Annotated in this window: 15 protein-coding genes; 10 read left to right on the top strand and 5 right to left on the bottom strand. The window is 69.7% G+C overall.

Annotated features, from left to right (window positions below):
• Positions 1-85: 85 nt before the first annotated feature.
• From BM144_RS15915 to cobT, 3 genes are all read left to right on the top strand, one after another.
• Complete coding sequence (locus tag BM144_RS15915; protein WP_092954255.1) at positions 86-1,834, top strand: SIR2 family protein; 1,749 nt, start codon at positions 86-88, stop codon at positions 1,832-1,834.
• Positions 1,835-2,051: 217 nt separating this feature from the next.
• Positions 2,052-3,527: a cobyric acid synthase gene (locus BM144_RS15910; RefSeq protein ID WP_092954252.1), complete on the top strand. Its 1,476-nt coding sequence runs from the start codon at positions 2,052-2,054 to the stop codon at positions 3,525-3,527.
• 60 nt (positions 3,528-3,587) lie between these two features.
• Complete coding sequence (gene cobT / locus BM144_RS15905) at positions 3,588-4,667, top strand: nicotinate-nucleotide--dimethylbenzimidazole phosphoribosyltransferase (RefSeq protein WP_092954249.1); 1,080 nt, start codon at positions 3,588-3,590, stop codon at positions 4,665-4,667.
• A 189-nt stretch (positions 4,668-4,856) separates the two neighbouring features.
• On the opposite strand, the gene BM144_RS15900 is transcribed toward cobT, so the two are convergent.
• A complete protein-coding gene (locus tag BM144_RS15900; protein ID WP_092954246.1) occupies positions 4,857-5,264 on the bottom strand; it encodes a hypothetical protein in 408 nt (135 codons plus the stop codon).
• A 26-nt stretch (positions 5,265-5,290) separates the two neighbouring features.
• Positions 5,291-6,058 (bottom strand): hypothetical protein, encoded by a 768-nt coding sequence (locus BM144_RS15895; RefSeq protein ID WP_092954242.1) that lies wholly within the window; start codon positions 6,056-6,058, stop codon positions 5,291-5,293.
• Positions 6,059-6,402: 344 nt separating this feature from the next.
• On the opposite strand from BM144_RS15895, the gene BM144_RS15890 reads away from it, so the two are divergent.
• The 6 genes from BM144_RS15890 to BM144_RS15865 all read left to right on the top strand — a co-directional run bounded on the left by BM144_RS15890 (position 6,403) and on the right by BM144_RS15865 (position 12,548).
• Entirely contained in the window at positions 6,403-7,461 is a 1,059-nt protein-coding gene (locus BM144_RS15890; protein ID WP_092954239.1) for an ABC transporter ATP-binding protein, read from the top strand.
• Between the two features lie 100 nt (positions 7,462-7,561).
• Positions 7,562-8,842: an ABC transporter substrate-binding protein gene (locus BM144_RS15885; RefSeq protein WP_092954236.1), complete on the top strand. Its 1,281-nt coding sequence runs from the start codon at positions 7,562-7,564 to the stop codon at positions 8,840-8,842.
• Positions 8,843-9,056: 214 nt separating this feature from the next.
• Complete coding sequence (locus BM144_RS15880; protein WP_175526049.1) at positions 9,057-9,965, top strand: ABC transporter permease; 909 nt, start codon at positions 9,057-9,059, stop codon at positions 9,963-9,965.
• Complete coding sequence (locus tag BM144_RS15875; RefSeq protein ID WP_092954230.1) at positions 9,965-10,861, top strand: ABC transporter permease; 897 nt, start codon at positions 9,965-9,967, stop codon at positions 10,859-10,861. The genes BM144_RS15880 and BM144_RS15875 overlap by 1 nt, the downstream gene beginning before the upstream one ends.
• Positions 10,862-10,941: 80 nt before the next feature.
• Complete coding sequence (locus tag BM144_RS15870; protein ID WP_434802674.1) at positions 10,942-11,691, top strand: GntR family transcriptional regulator; 750 nt, start codon at positions 10,942-10,944, stop codon at positions 11,689-11,691.
• A gap of 47 nt (positions 11,692-11,738) precedes the next feature.
• Positions 11,739-12,548, top strand: coding sequence for an aspartate/glutamate racemase family protein (locus BM144_RS15865; RefSeq protein WP_092954595.1), 810 nt, complete (start codon positions 11,739-11,741; stop codon positions 12,546-12,548).
• A gap of 90 nt (positions 12,549-12,638) precedes the next feature.
• On the opposite strand, the gene BM144_RS15860 is transcribed toward BM144_RS15865, so the two are convergent.
• Positions 12,639-14,210 (bottom strand): tyrosinase family protein, encoded by a 1,572-nt coding sequence (locus tag BM144_RS15860; RefSeq protein ID WP_092954227.1) that lies wholly within the window; start codon positions 14,208-14,210, stop codon positions 12,639-12,641.
• Between the two features lie 140 nt (positions 14,211-14,350).
• Entirely contained in the window at positions 14,351-15,679 is a 1,329-nt protein-coding gene (locus BM144_RS15855) for an MFS family transporter (RefSeq protein WP_092954224.1), read from the bottom strand.
• A gap of 315 nt (positions 15,680-15,994) precedes the next feature.
• On the opposite strand from BM144_RS15855, the gene BM144_RS15850 reads away from it, so the two are divergent.
• A complete protein-coding gene (locus BM144_RS15850) occupies positions 15,995-17,011 on the top strand; it encodes a YcjF family protein (RefSeq protein WP_092954221.1) in 1,017 nt (338 codons plus the stop codon).
• Between the two features lie 271 nt (positions 17,012-17,282).
• On the opposite strand, the gene BM144_RS15845 is transcribed toward BM144_RS15850, so the two are convergent.
• Positions 17,283-17,606: transposase (locus BM144_RS15845; protein ID WP_139225677.1), on the bottom strand; the 324-nt coding region annotated here is incomplete at its 5' end.

Here is a 17,606-nt window from a genome sequence, read left to right as displayed (position 1 = left end):
TGAAAAAATTCGCCATGCCGGCTCACCGGGGCTACCCGGGGCTGCCCAGGCCGTGGCGGCAAGATCAAATCAGGGAGGGATTGTGATGGTGGAATCGCCGGTGGCCGAGTGGGCGCTCGATGGCGTGCTGGCCGAAATGGCAAACATCCATGCCTCGATGAAGGACCGGCAATTCGCCTTCATCCTGGGTTCGGGTGCATCGTTCACTTCGGGCATTCCTACCGGCCATCATCTGGCCGAGCGCTGGATCAAGGACCTGCACCTGCGGGAGTGCCTGGATTCACGCCCGCTGGAGGAGTGGATCGCCAGCTGCGGCATCGGAGGCGGCCAGCTCACCCTGGAGACGGTGGCCGAGCACTACCCGCAAATCTTCGAACGGCGCTTCGAAGGTGACCGCGAGGCGGGCTATGCCGAACTGGAAGCTGCGATGGAGGGCAAGTCGCCCAGCCTGGGCTATTCGCTGCTGGCGGAGATCATCGAACGGACGCGGCACAAGGTCGTCGTCACGACCAACTTCGACAACCTCGTGGCCGATGCCCTGGCCATGCACGCCCACCAGTCGCCCCTGGTGGTGGCCCATGAATCGCTCGCGGGCTTCGTGCGTCCTCAACTGAGGCGACCGCTGGTGGCAAAGATCCACCGCGATCTTTTCCTGCACCCCATCAATGACACGGTGGGCGTTTCCACCCTGGAGCAGGGGTGGAGGATCGCGCTGAAGAAGTTGTTCCAGTACTTCACCCCGGTCGTGGTGGGCTACGGTGGAAACGACGGCAGTCTCATGGACATGCTGTTGGAATTGGAAGAAGGGGACATCGCCGGGCGGATGCTGTGGTGTTACCGCGAGGGCGCGAGGCCGCCGGAAAAGGCGTTGCAGGTGCTGCGCAAGCACAAGGGCCTGATGGTGAAGATTGCCGGCTTCGACGAGTTCATGCTGCAGTTGGCTGCGAAATTGGTGGAGGATTTCGACGTTGCCGCCATTGCCGAACGCACCGCCAAACTCGGACAGGACCGTGCGGAGCGTTATCGCAAGCAGGCGAGTGAACTGCGCGAAACCTCATCGCGAGGCTCAGTTGAAAAGCAGAAGGCGGGAGCTGTTCTTAGCGAATCTGTGCGCTCCGGTAAGAGTTGGTGGGCCTGGGAACTGCAAGCACAGGCTGCGGTGGACTTGGACGAACGCAACCGGATTTATAAGCAGGGACTCAGACTGTTCCCGCGTAGCGCTGGGCTCATTGGTAACTACGCTAACTTCCTGGGGGACCAGCGGAAGGACTACGTCGCGGCTGAAGCGATGTATAGAAAAGCGCTTGAAATCGACCCCGACCACGCGAACAACACTGGCAATTACGCTAACTTCCTGGCGGATCAGCGGAAGGACGACGCGGCTGAGGCGATGTACAACAAGGCGCTTGGGCTCGCCCCCACTGACGTCGACTTCCTAGCGAACTTCGCATCGGCGCTGCTGACCCGGGGGGACGATGCATCGGTCAAAGCCGTTGTCCCCTTGGTGCAACGCCTGCTCAAACTTTGGCAACCAGACTTGTCCCAGGCAGTCGCTGAAGGGCTGCTCTATGGAGCCTTGGTGCATGAAATAGCGCCAGACGCGGAGCTTGCCGACATGCTGGGGCGGCTCAAGGGCGTCTTGCTCGCCGGTTACCCCAAAGGAGACTGGGACTTCTCTCCGGTGTCCGATTCCATCCTGCCGCGCTTGCCGGAGCCGCGCCGCCAGCTGTTCTCCGCGTTGATGGAAGCCATCCTGGACAAGGAACGCCTGCCCGCCCTGGATTCCATCGAATCCTGGCGCGAGTTGGAGGCCATCGATCCGTTTGCCGGCTGACGGTATTCCGGGTGGGGCCGTTCGCCGGTACGGCCTGCCCCGCAGCGCTCCAGCATGGCCCGCAGTGTGGCGGCCCGATCGGCGGGCAGCGCAGGAGACAATACGGCTCCCCCGCCATCCCCGCGACTGCCGTGCATCCTCCGTCTTCCGGATTCCATACCGTTCCCCACAGCTCTCCGCGCAGCGGGCAGGCTGCATCCCGCCGGCGCAGCTTTCCATGACCGCCCGCTGCATCATGGTCCTCGGCACCTCCAGCGGTGCCGGCAAGAGCTGGCTCGCGACGGCGCTGTGCCGGTGGTTCAGCGACCAGGGGCTGCGCGTGGCGCCGTTCAAGGCGCAGAACATGAGCAACAACGCGCGCGTGGTGGAGGCGCCCGGGGGCGGGCAGGGGGAGATCGGCAGCGCGCAGTATTTCCAGGCGCTGGCCGCGCGGGCCGAGCCCGAGGTGCGCATGAACCCGGTGCTGCTCAAGCCCGAAGCTGATACGCGCAGCCAGGTGGTGCTGATGGGGCAGGTGAGCGATGAACTCACGCGCATGCCCTGGCGCGGGCGCAGCGCGCAGGTGTGGCCGCACGTGGCCGGCGCGCTCGATGCGCTGCGCGCCGAGAACGACATCGTGGTGATCGAGGGCGCGGGCTCACCGGCCGAGATCAACCTGCACGCGAGCGACATCGTCAACATGCGCGTGGCGCGGCATGCGGGTGCGCACGGGCTGCTGGTGACCGACATCGACCGCGGCGGCGCCTTCGCGCACCTCTACGGCACCTGGGCGCTGTTGCCCGAGGGCGAGCGCGCGCTGATCCGGGGGTTCGTGCTCAACAAGTTCCGCGGCGATGCCGCATTGCTCGCGCCCGCGCCCGAGATGCTGCGCGAGCGCACGGGCGTGCCCACGGTGGCCACCATCCCCATGCAGTGGCGCCACGGCCTGCCCGAGGAAGACGGCGTGTTCGACGATGCCGGCCACGTGCGCGCGGGCGCGGGCGGCGCGGTGCACACCACGGTGGCCGTGGTGGCGTACCCGCGCATCAGCAACCTCGACGAATTCCAGCCGCTCAAGGGCGTGCCGGGCCTGCGCCTCGTGTGGGCGCGCAGCCCGGCCGAGGTGGCCGCGGCCGACTGGATCGTGCTGCCCGGCTCCAAGGCCACCGCGGCCGACCTGGCCTGGCTGCGCGCGCAGGGGCTGGATGCGGCCATCGCCGCGCACGCGGCGCGCGGCGGCCGCGTGCTGGGCATCTGCGGCGGGCTGCAGATGCTGGGCGAGGCATTGATCGACACCCACGGCGTGGACGGCAACGCGCCGGGCCTGGGCCTGCTGCCGCTGGTGACGGCCTTCGAGCCCGCCAAGACGGTGCGCCGCACGCAGACCGCCTTCGGCACGCTGGAAGGCGCCTGGAGCGCGCTGTCCGGCGCGGCGGTGCGGGGCTACGAGATCCACCACGGCCGCACCGCGCAGCACCCGGCCATGGCCGCCGCGGGCGACGTGGCGCGCGAGGTGATTCCCGGCCTGGCGTGGCAGAACGCGCGCGGCAACGTGCTGGGCGTGTACCTGCACGGCCTGTTCGAGGATGCGGCCGCGCTGCGCGCGCTCTTCGGCGCCGATGTGCCCACGCTCGACGCGGTGTTCGACCGCCTGGCGCGCGGCGTGGACGAATGGTTCGATGCGGCGTGGCGCGATGCGCAGCGCCGTGGATGAGCGAGCGCATGCCCCTGGGCGCGCGCTCGCCCGCAACGCTTTTTCCTGGAACATGAAGCAATGACCCCCATCGCCGCCGCTGCCAGTCCCTGGCCCGAGATCGCCCCCCTGCCGGACGAAGGGCTCGCCGCCCGCCTGCGGCACCGCATCGACCACAAGACCAAGCCGCTCGGCGCGCTGGGCCGGCTGGAATCGCTGGCCGTGCGCATCGGCCGCATCCTGGGCACCGAGGCGCCGGAACTGCGCGAGCCGCAGATGCTGGTGTGCGCGGCCGACCACGGCATCGCGGCGCGCGGCGTGTCGGCGTTCCCCAGCGAAGTGACGGCGCAGATGGTGGAGAACTTCCTGGCGGGCGGAGCGGCCGTGAGCGTGCTCGCGCGCCAGCACGGCCTGGCGCTGACGGTAGCCGACTGCGGCGTGGCCACGGGTGTGCCCCCGCGCGCGGGCGTGCCGGGCCGGCCGCGGCTGCTGGGCGACTGCCGCGTGGCGGCCGGCACGGCCGATGCGTCGGTGGGCCCCGCGATGGCTGCGGACCAATGCGCACAGGCCATCGCGAACGGCCGCGCGATCGTGCGGGCCCTGCCGGGCAACGCGCTGCTGCTGGGCGAGATGGGCATCGGCAACACCTCGGTGGCGAGCCTGCTGCTGGCGCGCCTGTGCGGCGTGGCGCTGGAGGACTGCACGGGCGCCGGCACGGGCCTGGACGCCGAGGGCATCGCGCGCAAGCGCGCCGTGCTGCGGCAGGCGCTGCAGGCCAATGCCGGTGCCACCGCGCCGCTCGACGCGCTGGCCGCGTTGGGCGGGCTGGAGGTGGCGACGCTCGTGGGCGCCGTGCTGCAGGCCGCCGCCGAGCGCCGCGTGGTCGTGGTGGACGGCTTCATCACCAGCGCTGCGGTACTGGTGGCCAGCCGCCTCGCGCCGGCGGTGCTGGAGCGCTGCGTGTTCTCCCACCGCTCGGGCGAGCCGGGGCACGCGCTCATGCTCGACGCCCTGGGCGCAGAACCTTTGCTGGACCTGGGCCTGCGCCTGGGCGAGGGCTCGGGCGCCGCGCTGGCATGGCCGCTGCTCACCTCGGCCTGCGCCATCCTGCGGGAGATGGCTAGCTTCGAGGAAGCCGGCGTGGCGCAGAAGGCTGACTGAGCGGCAGCGTCGGCGCCGGTGCCAGTGCCAGCGCTCCACGGCGGTGCCGGAAGGTCCGTTGGTCCGGATTGCACTGAAAAGTGCTCCATGCCGCCTAATTCATTGAATAGTTTGCTATTGAAAATGTAGCAAATGGGTTGTCCGTGCGGGCCCGGACCGAAGCGTGTGGCCCGGGGCGGGGCGGTGCGGTCAGGCCGCTGCCGCCGCACCGTCCTTCGCGGCGATGTCCTTCAGCAGTGCCAACAGCGGATCGTTCGGGTCGGGCCGGTGCGTCTCGGGCAGCGCGGGGTCCCAGTCGGGGTTGTGGCGGTTCAGCCAGGCGCCGGTGACGATGTGGCGGGCGATGTCCTGGCGGCGCTGGGCGGCGGCCTCGTCGTCGGCACCCTCGCCGGACTCCGGGGCGCCCGCGGCGGCGGCCATGTCGGCATCGGCGGCGCGCAGCGTCTGCTCCACCTCGGCCACGGCGTTCTCGAAATCGCGCAGCACGTAGTGCGCCAGCAGGGCGCGCTCGTCGAAGGGTTCGCCGGGGTTGCCTGGGGGCAGGGCCGGTGCGGCGAGGGGGCGGGCGGGGGCCTCGGCGGGGGTGTCGGTGCTCATGTCGGGCGCCTTTCAGGGGCTCGGGGTCAGAAGTAGGGGCGGTACGGCGCGTAGTGCTGTGCCGTGGCGTAGGGGTCGAAGCTGGCCGCGTAGTGCTGGAAGGCCGCCGCCGGGTACTGCACCGCGTGGTACACGTTGGCGGCCGTGTGGGCTGCGTGGTGCATCGCCGCGCTGGCCCCGTAGGCCGCTGCGGCCACGCCGCCCAGGCCGGCCATGGCGCCATAGGCCACCTGGTTCAGCTTGTAGTGGCCGTAGGCCGCGGCCTGGTGCGCGAGGTGGTGCGGGTTGAAGTGGTGGATCGCCGGCATCACCGTGGCGGCGGCGTGGTACACGCCCGCGGCCATGCCGTACTGCGCGGTATGCGAGATGGCATGCATGTGGCTGTGCGCGCTGCCGAAGGAATAGCGCGCGGCCTGCTGGTGGTAGTGCTTTTCGTATTTATGGGCCTGCGCCTCGTAGCGGAAACCCATTTTCTTGAACATGTCGGCCTTGAACCCGCTGACCTTGGCTTGGTATTTGTGGTGCATGCCCTGGGCCGCGCCGTGCATGGCGGCCCCGGCGTGGTAGCCCATGCCCGCGAAGGTGTTGGACAGGATGCCGCGCGGGCGGGAGGGCAGCGCGGAGCGCGGCGACATCGTGGGCTCCTGGTGCGGCATGCCGCCGCGCCCGTGCAGGCCGGTGTGGCTGTGCAGCAGCGACCGCGACCGCGCGGGCGCCGGGCCCGCGGGGGCGTGTTGGTCCGGTGCCGCGGGCTGCGGCACGCCGTGTGTTCTGTTGAACTTGACCTCGTTCATGGCGACTCCAGTGGTTCGGCCGGCACGGCACGGGGCCGCGCTTCGGTGATGCCGATGGTGGCGCGGACCGGCGCGTTGCCATGCCGCGCATGCGAAGCCGTGGGCGCCGTCGCGAAAGCACCGGCGGGGCACGGGATGGCGCACCGGCATGTGCCCGCGCCCCCGGCGGCGCGGACCGGCCCTGCATGCCCCGGGGTGGAGCGCCGGCACGGGCCGGGGTGGGGGCCGCGCTCCGCCAGGTTGGTGCAGCACGCGCCGCGTGCACCGTGGCGCGGCAATTCTGTATACAAAATGGTGCGCAAACGGTATGCGATGCTGGCACGCCGCTTGCGTACCGCCGGGGCATGGATGCCAACTCCTCCCTCTCCCCGGCCCCGGCCGCCATCGAGATCGTGGCGCTGACCAAGCGCTATGCCACGGGCCAGCCCGCGGTCGACGGCATCGACCTGCGCATCGCAAGCGGCAGCTACTGCTGCCTGCTGGGGCCCTCGGGCTGCGGCAAGAGCACCACGCTGAGCATGATCGCGGGGCACGAGTCGGTGACCAGCGGCGACGTGCTGCTGGACAACCGCAACATCACCGACCTGCCGGCCGCCGCGCGCGGCACGGCGATGATGTTCCAGAGCTTCGCGCTGTTCCCGCACCTCACGGCGCTGGACAACGTGGCCTTCAGCCTCAAGATGCAGGGCGTGGCGCGCGCGGAGCGGCACCGCCGCGCGCAGGACCTGCTGGAGCGCGTGGCCATGGGCCACCTCGCGCAGCGCAAGCCGGCGGAGCTGTCGGGCGGGCAGCAGCAGCGCGTGGCGCTGGCCCGCGCGCTCATCACCGAGCCGCGCGTGCTGCTGCTCGACGAGCCGCTCTCGGCGCTCGACCCGTTCCTGCGCGTACAGATGCGCGCGGAGCTGCGCCGCTGGCAGAAGGAGCTGGGGCTGACCTTCATCCACGTCACGCACTCGCAGGAAGAGGCGATGGCGCTGGCCGACACGATGGTGGTGATGAACCACGGCCGCATCGAGCAGGTGGGATCGCCGCACGCGGTCTACAACCGCCCGGCCAGCGAATTCGTGGCGCGCTTCATGGGCGGGCACAACGTGCTGGCCACGGCCGAAGGCCCCGTGGGCGTGCGCACCGACCGCATCCGCATCGACCCGCCCGGCACCCCGCTGCCGGAGGGCAGCGCGCAGCGCCCCGCGGTGGTGACCGACGTCGAATACCAGGGCACGCACGTGCTCGTGGGCCTGCAGGACGGCCAGGCGGGCGCGCCGGCCGCCACGGCCACAGCCGCCTATTCGGCCATGGTCTCCGAAGCCGCCTTCGCGGCCCGCCCCTGGAGCGTGGGCGACGCGGCCCTCGTGCACTGGACCCGCGACATCGCGCACCCGCTGGGGCGGCCGGCGGCCTGAGCGCCTTCGCTTACGCCTTCGCCGACCTGATCCTTCTCTGTCCGTTTCCCTTCACCGTTCACCGTCCCCCCTGTCCTTCATCCCAACCAGGAGCCGATCCATGTCCGACGTGATTTCCGATTCCCCGTCCCCCGCCCACGGCCTGCAGCGCCGCTCGCTGCTCCAGGGCACGGCGGGCATTCTGGCCGCGGGCCTGTTCCCGGCCATCCATGCGCAGGAGAAGATCGTGCTGCGCTACCTGGGCACCGCGGTGAACCAGGACAAGGCCATCGCCGAGAAGTTCAAGGCCGACACGGGCATCGAGATCCAGTACGTGGCCGTGACCACCGACGACGTTACCAAGCGCGCGGTGACGGCGCCCAACAGCTTCGACCTGATCGACACCGAGTACTTCTCGCTCAAGAAGATCGTGCCCACCGGCAACCTCAAGGGCATCGACACGAAGCGCATCAAGAACGCCGACAAGATCACCCCGCTGTTCACGCAGGGCACCGTGGCCGGCAAGGCCGTGGGCGAGCAGGGCACGGCACCCAAGAAGGTGATGTTCCTCGAAGGCGAGAAGAGCAAGGTCTTCGCGAAGTCGCCCACGCAGTTCATGTCGCTGATCCCCACCGTGTACAACGCCGACACGCTGGGTATTCGGCCCGACCTCATCAAGCGACCGATCGATTCCTGGGCCGAGCTGCTGAACCCCGAGTTCAAGGGCAAGACGGCGATCCTGAACATCCCGTCGATCGGCATCATGGACGCGGCCATGGTGGTGGAGGCCATGGGCCTCTACAAGTACCCCGACAAGGGGAACATGACCAAGAAGGAGATCGACCTCACGATCAAGACGCTGATCGAAGCCAAGAAGGCTGGCCAGTTCCGCGCGCTCTGGAAAGACTTCAACGAGAGCGTGAACCTGATGGCCTCCGGCGAGGTGGTGATCCAGTCGATGTGGAGCCCCGCCGTCACCGCCGTGCGCTCGAAGGGCGTGGCCTGCAACTTCCAGCCGCTCAAGGAAGGCTACCGCGCGTGGGCCGCGGGCTTCGGCGTGCCGGCCACGCTTTCGGGCCGCAAGCTCGACGGCGCCTACGAGTTCATCAACTGGTTCCTCGACGGCTGGGCCGGTGCGTACCTCAACCGCCAGGGCTACTACAGCGCCGTGCTGGACACCGCCAAGGCCAAGATGGAAGCCTATGAATGGGCCTACTGGATGGAAGGCAAGCCCGCCGAAAAAGACATCAAGGGCCCGCAGGGCCAGGTGCTCGCCAAGGCCGGCTCGGTGCGCGACGGCGGCAGCTACGAAGCGCGCATGGGCGCCATCGCCTGCTGGAACGCGGTGATGGACGAGAACAACTACATGGTGCAGAAGTGGAATGAGTTCGTGGCTGCATGAGGGCTACCCCCTGAGCGGCTGACGCCGCTTCCCCCTTCTCTCGCCGCGCTGGGCGCGGCGGGAAGGGGGACCACGCCGGCGGCCGGGCGAAGCCCGTTCCACGGCGTGTGCTGGCTTGGCCTGCTCCGCGGCCTTCTGACGGGTGGCGCACTGCCTGTCCAAGAGCCCGCGCCCATTGCGTGCGATTTGATCTGTCAGCGACTCAGGTGTTGTGATGAATGCTTCTGTCTCGTCCCCTCCGACCCGCATGCCGGCGAAGCAGGGTGTTGCCGCCTGGTGGCAGGCGGCGCCGCTCACGCTGGTGTTCGTGCTGTTCTTCCTCGTGCCGCTGGCGCTGGTGCTGATGGTGAGCTTCTGGGATTTCAGCGAATACGAGCTATTACCGGGGTTCACGTTCAAGAACTATGTGGCGATCTTCGAGGGGTGCGCCGATCTCGCGCAGCCGTGCGTGACTCTGAGCACGTATCTGTCCACGCTCAAGTTCAGCCTGCTGGTGTGGGGCATCACGCTGGTGCTGGGGTTCGCGGTGGCGTATTTCCTGGCGTTCCATGTGCGCTCGCCGGGCATGCAGACGCTGCTGTTCGTGCTGTGCACCGTGCCGTTCTGGACGTCGAACGTGATCCGCATGGTCTCCTGGGTGCCGCTGCTCGGGCGCAACGGGCTGGTGAACCAGACGCTGGCCGATCTGCGCCTGATCGATACGCCCATCGAGTGGCTGCTGTTCTCCGATTTCTCGGTGGTGCTCGCGTTCGTGCACCTCTACACGATGTTCATGATCGTGCCGATCTTCAACAGCATGATGCGCATCGACCGCAGCCTGCTCGAGGCGGCCAGCGACGCCGGCGCGAGCGGCTGGCAGACGCTCTGGAACGTGGTGGTGCCGCTGTCGCGCACGGGCATCGTGATCGGCTCGATCTTCGTGCTCACCATCGTGATGGGTGATTTCGTGACCATCGGCGTGATGGGCGGGCAGCAGATTGCGTCGGTGGGCAAGATCATCCAGGTGCAGACTTCGTACCTTCAGTTCCCGCTCGCGGCGGCCAATGCCGTGATCCTGCTGGCCATCGTGCTGATGGTCATCTGGGGCCTGACGCGCCTCGTGGACCTCCGAAAGGAACTGTGATGCCGCGCACCCTCCGTGTCCGCGAACCCCGCCCGGCGAGCTTCTGGGCGCTGGCCTGCGTCTTCGCGCTGTTCGTGCTCTTCATGTACGGGCCGATGCTCGTGATCTTCATCCTGAGCTTCCAGGGCCCCGAGGGCGGGCTCACGTTTCCGCTGCGGGGGCTGTCGCTGCACTGGTTCCGCCAGCTCGCCGAAGGCCTGGGCGTGGTGGACATCGGCGCGGCGCTGCGGCGCTCATTGGCGCTGGGCCTCGCGGTGATGGCCTGCACGGTGGCGTTCTCGGTGCTGGCGGGCCTGGCGTTCCGCAAGCGGCTCGCGGGCGGCAATCTGCTGTTCTTCATCGTCGTGGCCAGCCTCATCATGCCGTCCATCATCGTCTCGCTGGGCATCGGGCTGGAGTTCCGGCTCATCGACACGGGCGTGAAGGCCGTGCTGGAGCGCCTGGGCTGGCAGGAGGCGCTGGAGGGCTACGGCACGTCGCTGGGCCTCTTCACCTCCGCGCTGGGCGCGCACCTCACGTGGACGCTGCCCTTCGGGCTGCTCATCATGTTCGCGGTGTTCAACCGCTTCAATCCGGCCTACGAAGAGGCCGCGCGCGATCTGGGCGCCACGCAGTGGCAGACCTTCCGGCACGTGGTGCTGCCGCTGATCGCGCCCTCGGTGGTGGGCATCGGCATGTTCGGCTTCACGCTGAGCTGGGACGAGATCGCGCGCACCTCGCAGGCCATCGGCGATGTGAACACGCTGCCGCTCGAACTGCAGGGGCTCACCTCCACCGTCACCACGCCGGCCATCTACGCGCTGGGCACCGTGACCACGGTGGTGTCGTTCGCGGTGATGGGCTGCACGATCGCCCTGGTGTGGCTGCTCGGGCGCCGCAAGGCGGGCGCGCGGTGAGCGGCGCGGCGACCCCGCGGCGTGCGGCGCCGCCCCGGCCGCGCGCGCGGCGCTCCTCCGGGCCGGCTTCGGCCCCGGGCGTGTCCGCTGCGGCCGTTCCACCGGGCGAGGCTGGCGGCGTGGACGAGGAGGGCGCCGAGGGCCTCAGCGACCACGCGATGTATGAACGCATGATCTCCGCCATCCTGGACCACCGGCTGCCGCCGGGCACCAAGCTGGTGGAGGACAAGCTGGCGCTGGCCTTCGGCGTCTCGCGCACGCGCGTGCGGCCCGTGCTGGTGCGGCTCGCGGGCGAGCAGGTGGTCACGCTCACGCCGCGGCGCGGCGCGTCCATCGCCCAGCCCACGGTGGACGAGGCGCGCGAGGTGTTCGAGGCGCGCCGCCTCATCGAGCCGCGGCTCGTGGCGCTTTTCGTGCAGCGCGCCACGGCGCAGGACCTGCGCGGCCTGGTGGACACGGTGGCGCAGGAAGAGGCCGCGCGTGGGGCCGGCGACATGCGCCGCGCGATCCGCCTGTCGGGCGACTTCCACCTGCACATCGCGCAGGCCGCGGGCCACCGGACGCTGGGGCGCATCCTGCGCGAGCTGGTCTCGCGCACCTCGCTGATCCTCATGGCCTACAGCCCGGGCCATGCGCAGGCGCGCGAGGAAGCTACGGCCTGCGGCTGCCGCGAGCACCGCGCGCTGATCGATGCGATCCGCCTGCGCGATGGGCCGGAGGCCGGCCGGCGCATGCTGGACCACCTGGCCCGCATCGAATCTGAACTGGAGTTCGCGCCCCCGGCCGCCAGCGCGCCGGACCTGGTCCAGCTCCTGGGCGGTGCCGCATGAGCGCGGCTTCGGCCGCCAGAGCGGCCGAGGGCGGCACGGCGCCGACTGTGCGCCGGCTGCTGGTCATCAACCCCAACACGTCTGTGGCGGTGAGTGCGCTGCTGCAGCGCCACGTGCAGGCGGCTGCGGGGCCGCAGGTGGCCGTGCGCACCGTGACGGCGCGGTTCGGCGCCCCCTACATCGCCTGTGAGGCCAGCTACGCCGTGGCGGGGCACGCCGTGCTCGACGCCTGGGCCGCTGCGCTCGCGGACGCCACGCCGCCGGGCGGGGCGCCGCCCGGGGCGCAGGAGCACGGCGCGCCCGACGCGGTGCTGATCGGCTGCTTCGGCGACCCGGGCCTGCTGGCGCTGCGCGAATGCAGCCCGGTGCCGGTCACGGGGCTGGCCGAGGCCGCGTTCATCGCCGCGGCGCGCCACGGGCGCTTCGGCATCGTCACGGGCGGCGAGCGCTGGGGGCCCATGCTGCAGCGCCTGGCGCACGCGCTCGGCCATGCGCCAGCGCTCGCGGGCATCCACACCGTGGCGCCCAGCGGCGCGCAGCTCGCGGCCGACCCGGTGGCCGCGCAGGCCCTGCTGGCGCGGGCGTGCCAGGGCATGGCGCGGCAGCCCGGGGTGCGGGCCGTGGTGCTGGGGGGCGCGGGCCTGGCCGGCATGGCGCAGGCCGTGCAGCCGGAGGTGGACGTGCCCGTGATCGACAGCGTGGCCGCGGGCGCCGGGTGGGCGCTGCAGGCGCCGGCACCGGCCGCCGCGCGTGCCTTGCGGAGCGCGGCGGGGTGCGATGCGGTGTGGGAAGGCCTCTCGCCGGAACTGGCGGGGCTCGGCCGGGCGCGGGGCCCGCACGGCGGGCCGGGCGGCTGAAGCCCGCCAGGTGCCACGCACCGCCCGCGGGCAGGAGCCGTGCGGTGCGCAGGGCGCAGCAGGTGCTGCCGCGCCCCGCGCCAGGTGCCGTCAGTTGCCCTGGAGCGGCGTCACCGTGATGCTGCCGTAGCGGATCTCCGACTGGCGCGGCGTGGCGCCTTCCACGTCGGAGGGCACGATCGTTACGGTGATGGAGGGCGCGTCCTGCAGGATGGCTGCGAGGTCTTCGTCGATCGGGAACGAATAGCGCACGCCGCCGTGGTGCGCGTGCCCGAAAGCCTCGCCGCGCGCCTTGGCCACGCGCGAGATGAAGCCCACGAACTGCGGCGTCTCGGTGCTGGTCTCGGCGTTGGCGTTGGGCAGGTTGACGAACACCTTGGCGCTCACGCTGCGGTTCGGCGCAGACGACACGTCGTTGATGTTCAGCACGTAGAGCCGGGGCGAGGCGTTTGCAGCCAGTGCCCTGAGGGGCTGGCGCAGCGTGGGCGGGATGCTCACCGAATGCGTCACCGGCGCCGTGCGCAGCACGCGCTGCTGCGGCGCGGCGAGCACCAGCGGCCGGGGCGCGGGCGCGGCTGCCATGGTGGCTGCCTTCGGCCCGGAGGATTCGGCCACCGCGGCGCGGCTGCGCAGGCGGCCCACCGGGGGCGCCTTGGCGAGCGAATCGTAGGCGTAGCCCAGCGCTTCGGACTTCAGGACATCCTGCACCTTGATGGAGGTCCACACGCCGTTCTCGTCGTAGAAGCTCCACGAGTGGCCCAGCCACGAGGCATCCGTGGGGTTGGCGTTGCGCGGCGACGTGGCGAGCCAGCTCGGCCACATGCGGTCCACGTTGGCGTGGTGGCAGAAGAACACCGGGTCCCGCGCGGCCGTGGCGAGCACGCCCATGTCGGAGCCGTAGTTGGGTGCGAGGTTCTGATCAGTGCCCGTCCACACGTGGACCTTGTTGTGCGGAATGCGCTCGAGCTGACCGGGGCTGCCGCCGTTGGGGCCTGCCGGGTTGTCCCCGCCGAACAGCGCGAACGTGGGCGCGCCCAGCACCAGGTACATCGCGCGCGGGCCGACGGCTTCCAGCGGCATCTGCGCGCCGGGCTTCACGTGCGCGGGGTCGCGCAGCGGGTTGTAGAGCGCGCTCGCGGGGTTGGCGTAGATCTGCGGGAAGGTCTGCGTCGCCGCGCCCTGCGTGCTCCAGTCCCAGTAGGGCAGCCGCAGGTCGGGATCGCCGGAGGCCTTGACCAGCGCGCGCTCCACGAAGAACAGGTAGGCGCGGTGCCAGGGCAGGAACCACCAGCTGTCGTGGATCTCCTCGCCCTGCTGGCCGTCGGTGCCGCCGCCGCAGGCCCAGCAGTGCACGTAGCTCTGGCGCAGCCAGCCGATGGGGTTGTCGGGGTTCTGCTGGCTCAGGGCCTTGAGGTTCTGCCAGCCCCGCGTGAGGCTGGCGATCTCCGCGTCGGTGAGTGCGAAGGCGCTCTTGCGCGGCCTGACGGCGATCTGCCCGCCCACGAAGGGGCGGGCCGGGGCCGTGGGCTTGGGCGGTGCGCAGTTCTGGGGATTGTCGGCAGGAAGGTTGTCGGCCCATGCCGAACCTGCCGTGAAAAAGCTGGCCGTGAGGCCGGCGAGCTGGAGAAGTGCGTCCCTGCGGGACGTGTCCGATCGATGCATTGCGCATTCCCTCCGATGGTTGTTATGGATGGCCCAAGGGCCCGCAAGGATCACGGGTGCGATCCGCGCAGGCCAATGTATCCCGGAGCGTGGAATTGGGCAATGCCGCGCGCGGCACGGCCGGGTCCTTTCCCGTCCTCTCAGTGGTCGTGGTGCAGGTAGCTCGCCTGCCGCGGCAGGCGCAGGCTGACGAAGAAGGCCACCACCATCATCGCGGTCACGTACCAGAAGAAGGCCGACTCGTGGCCGAGCGATTTGAGGCCCAGCGCCACGTACTCGGCCGAGCCGCCGAAGATCGCGTTGGCCACCGCATAGGCCAGGCCCACGCCCAGCGCGCGCACTTCGGGAGGGAACATCTCGGCCTTCACGATGCCGCTGATGGACGTGTAGAAGCTCACGATGGCCAGCGCCACTGCGATGAGCGCGAACGCCGCCACCGGGTTCGTCACATGCTGCAGCGCCGTCAGGATCGGCACCGTGCCGAGGGCGCCCAGCGCGCCGAACAGCAGCATGTTGTTGCGCCGGCCGATGCGGTCCGACAGCGCGCCGAAGAGCGGCTGCATGCACATGTAGAGGAACAGCGCCCCGGTCATCACGTAGCTCGTGGTCTTGATGGGCAGACCCACCGTGTTCACGAGGTACTTCTGCATGTAGGTGGTGAAGGTGTAGAAGATCAGCGAGCCGCCGGCCGTGTAGCCCAGCACGGTGAAGAAGGCCGCCTTGTGGTGGCGGAAGAGGCCCGCCATGGTGCCGGCCTCTTCGTTCTTCCTGGCTGCGTCGGTCTGGGTCTCGTGCAGCGTGCGGCGCAGCATCAGCGCCACCACGGCGGAGATGGCACCGATCACGAACGGGATGCGCCAGCCCCAGGCCTTGAGTTCGGCCTCGGACAGCACCGTCTCCAGGACCACGATCACCAACACGGCCAGCAGCTGACCGCCGATCAGCGTCACGTACTGGAACGACGAGAAGAAGCCGCGCTGGCCGCGCAGCGCCACCTCGCTCATGTAGGTGGCCGTGGTGCCGTACTCGCCGCCCACGGAGAGCCCCTGGAACAGCCGGCAGACCAGCAGCAGGAACGGCGCCCACGCGCCGATGGCGGCATACGTGGGCAGGCAGGCGATGACCAGCGAGCCCGCGCACATCATGGTCACCGAGATCAGCATCGAGGTCTTGCGGCCGTAGCGGTCCGCGATGCGGCCGAACAGCCAGCCGCCGATGGGCCGCATCAGAAAGCCCGCCGCGAACACGCCCGCCGTGTTCAGCAACTGCGCGGTGGGGTCGGATTTGGGAAAGAACGCCGGCGCGAAATACAGCGCCGCGAAGGCATAGACATAGAAGTCGAACCACTCCACGAGGTTGCCCGAGGAGGCCGCCATGATCGAGAAGACGCGGTGGCGTTTCTCTTCGGACGTGTAGGCGCGGGGAGGGGATTGCGGCGCATCGGCCGCGACGGGGGGAGTCGTGCTCATTCCTGGGATGCCTTTCTGGCCGGGCGCGCCGCCGGGGCGGCGCGCAGCGTGTGTGTGAGTTGTTCTGGCCGGCGGGGATTTTGCGCCCCGGCTGCGCACCCTTGATGTCAGTCAACCTCCCAACTGCGCCTGTCCGCAGGCCTCCGTACAACCATGTTTGCTATTATTTTCATAGCAAACTATTCAATGGATACGGCGGCATAAAGCCCGTGGGGCTTGAAGTGCCCGCTGCGGGGGCGGGAACCAACGGCTGTCGGGTAGGCTCCTTCCGGGGCCTTACTTTCCATCGACCCGTCACCGACAAGGATCTTTTGCATGCAGCCTGACCAGACCCGCGCCGTCATGACCCTCGCCCTCATGGCCGCCTTCGCCGACGAGCACAAGGACGAGCGCGAGCGGGAGCACATCCGCGAGATGGCCGAATCCCTGGGCGCCGCCAGCGGCACCGACCTCATGAAGACCTACCAGGACGTGCTCCTGGGCCGCGCCAGCCTGGAGGGCGCCGTGGCCGCGCTGGACACCCCCGGCCTGCGCCAGCTCGCCTTCGAGATGGCCGTGGGCGTGTGCGATGCCGACGGCGTCTGCAATGCGCGCGAAAAGGCCTTCCTGGAGCGGCTGCGCGCCGCGCTCGGCATCGCCCCCGCGGAAGCCGGCGCCATCACCGAGCAGGCCGATGCGCTCGCGGGCGCACCCGTGCGGGCCGCGCCGGTCGAGGGCGAGAGCGTGCCCCCCGCCGCGCTGGCCGTGGCCGCAGCGCCCGTCGCCGCGGCGGCCTCGGCCCCCGGTGCTGCCACCGCCGCCCAGCGCCCCGCATCGGTCAGCGACGCCGAGATCGACTCCATGGTGCTGAACGCCGCCATCCTCAACGGCGCGCTCGAACTCCTGCCGCAATCGCTGGCCTCCATGGCCATCATCCCGCTGCAGACACGCCTGGTGTACCGCATCGGCAAGGTCTACGGCTACGAGCTGGACAGGGGCCACATCACCGACTTCCTCGCCACCGTGGGCGTGGGCCTCACCTCGCAATACGTCGAACAGTTCGGCCGCAAGCTCGTGGGCGGCCTGCTCGGCAAGGTCATGGGCGGCATGGGCCGCGCGGTGGGCAGCGCCGCCACCGGATCGGCCTTCTCGTTCGCCACCACCTACGCCCTGGGCAAGGTGGCCCAGCGCTACTACGCTGGCGGCCGCACCCTTGGCACGGACGCACTCAAAAGCGCCTTCACCCGCACGGCCGAGGAAGCCAAGGGCCTGCAGCAGCGCTACGCCCCGCAGATCCAGGAGCGGGCGAAGGGGCTGGATGTGGGGAAATTGTTGAAGGAATTGCGGGCGTGAGGCGAGGGGAGGAGGGGGGGCGGGCCCTCCTTTTCTTCGCTTGTCTGCCACTGTTCCCGTCCGCCCTGCGGCAGGTGAGGTATGCCGGGCAGTCTGCGCGCGCCCGATTTGGGAGATGCCGATCTGCGAGACATCCGAGGCGACGACCCTGGGGTTCAATGACGCGCCCAGGTGTGGCGCGATGCCTACGACCCTTGGTTCGTTTGCTACCTGTCTTGTACAGCTTCGTTTGAAGCAATCCCCCAGAACTTCCCCGCATCATTTAGAGCGGCTAACAAAACGGTGCGAGATGGCGAATGCAAATGACGCAGCAAGCCAGAGAAAGCAGCGCGACATGAATATCGATGCGACGTTCGAAGCGAGTGCGCAACTTGCCGAAGGCAGCCAACCAAGCGTGGGTGCGCTCCACCACCCAGCGATGACGCCCGAGCCGGTCATTGCGCTCGATACCACGCCGGGCAATACGCGCCGTGATGCCCAGCTTGCGCAGGTGGGCTCGGCAACGCGCAAAGTCATAGCCCTTGTCGGCATGCAACTTGTGGGGCCAACGTCTGGGCCGGCCACGACAGCCTCTCACCGTGGGCAAGGCATCGAC

The sequence above is a fragment of the Paracidovorax konjaci genome, from assembly GCF_900112675.1.
Classification (GTDB): domain Bacteria; phylum Pseudomonadota; class Gammaproteobacteria; order Burkholderiales; family Burkholderiaceae_C; genus Paracidovorax; species Paracidovorax konjaci.
Note: the sequence above shows the minus strand (reverse complement) of the source record. Positions and strands in the feature narration are given on the sequence as shown.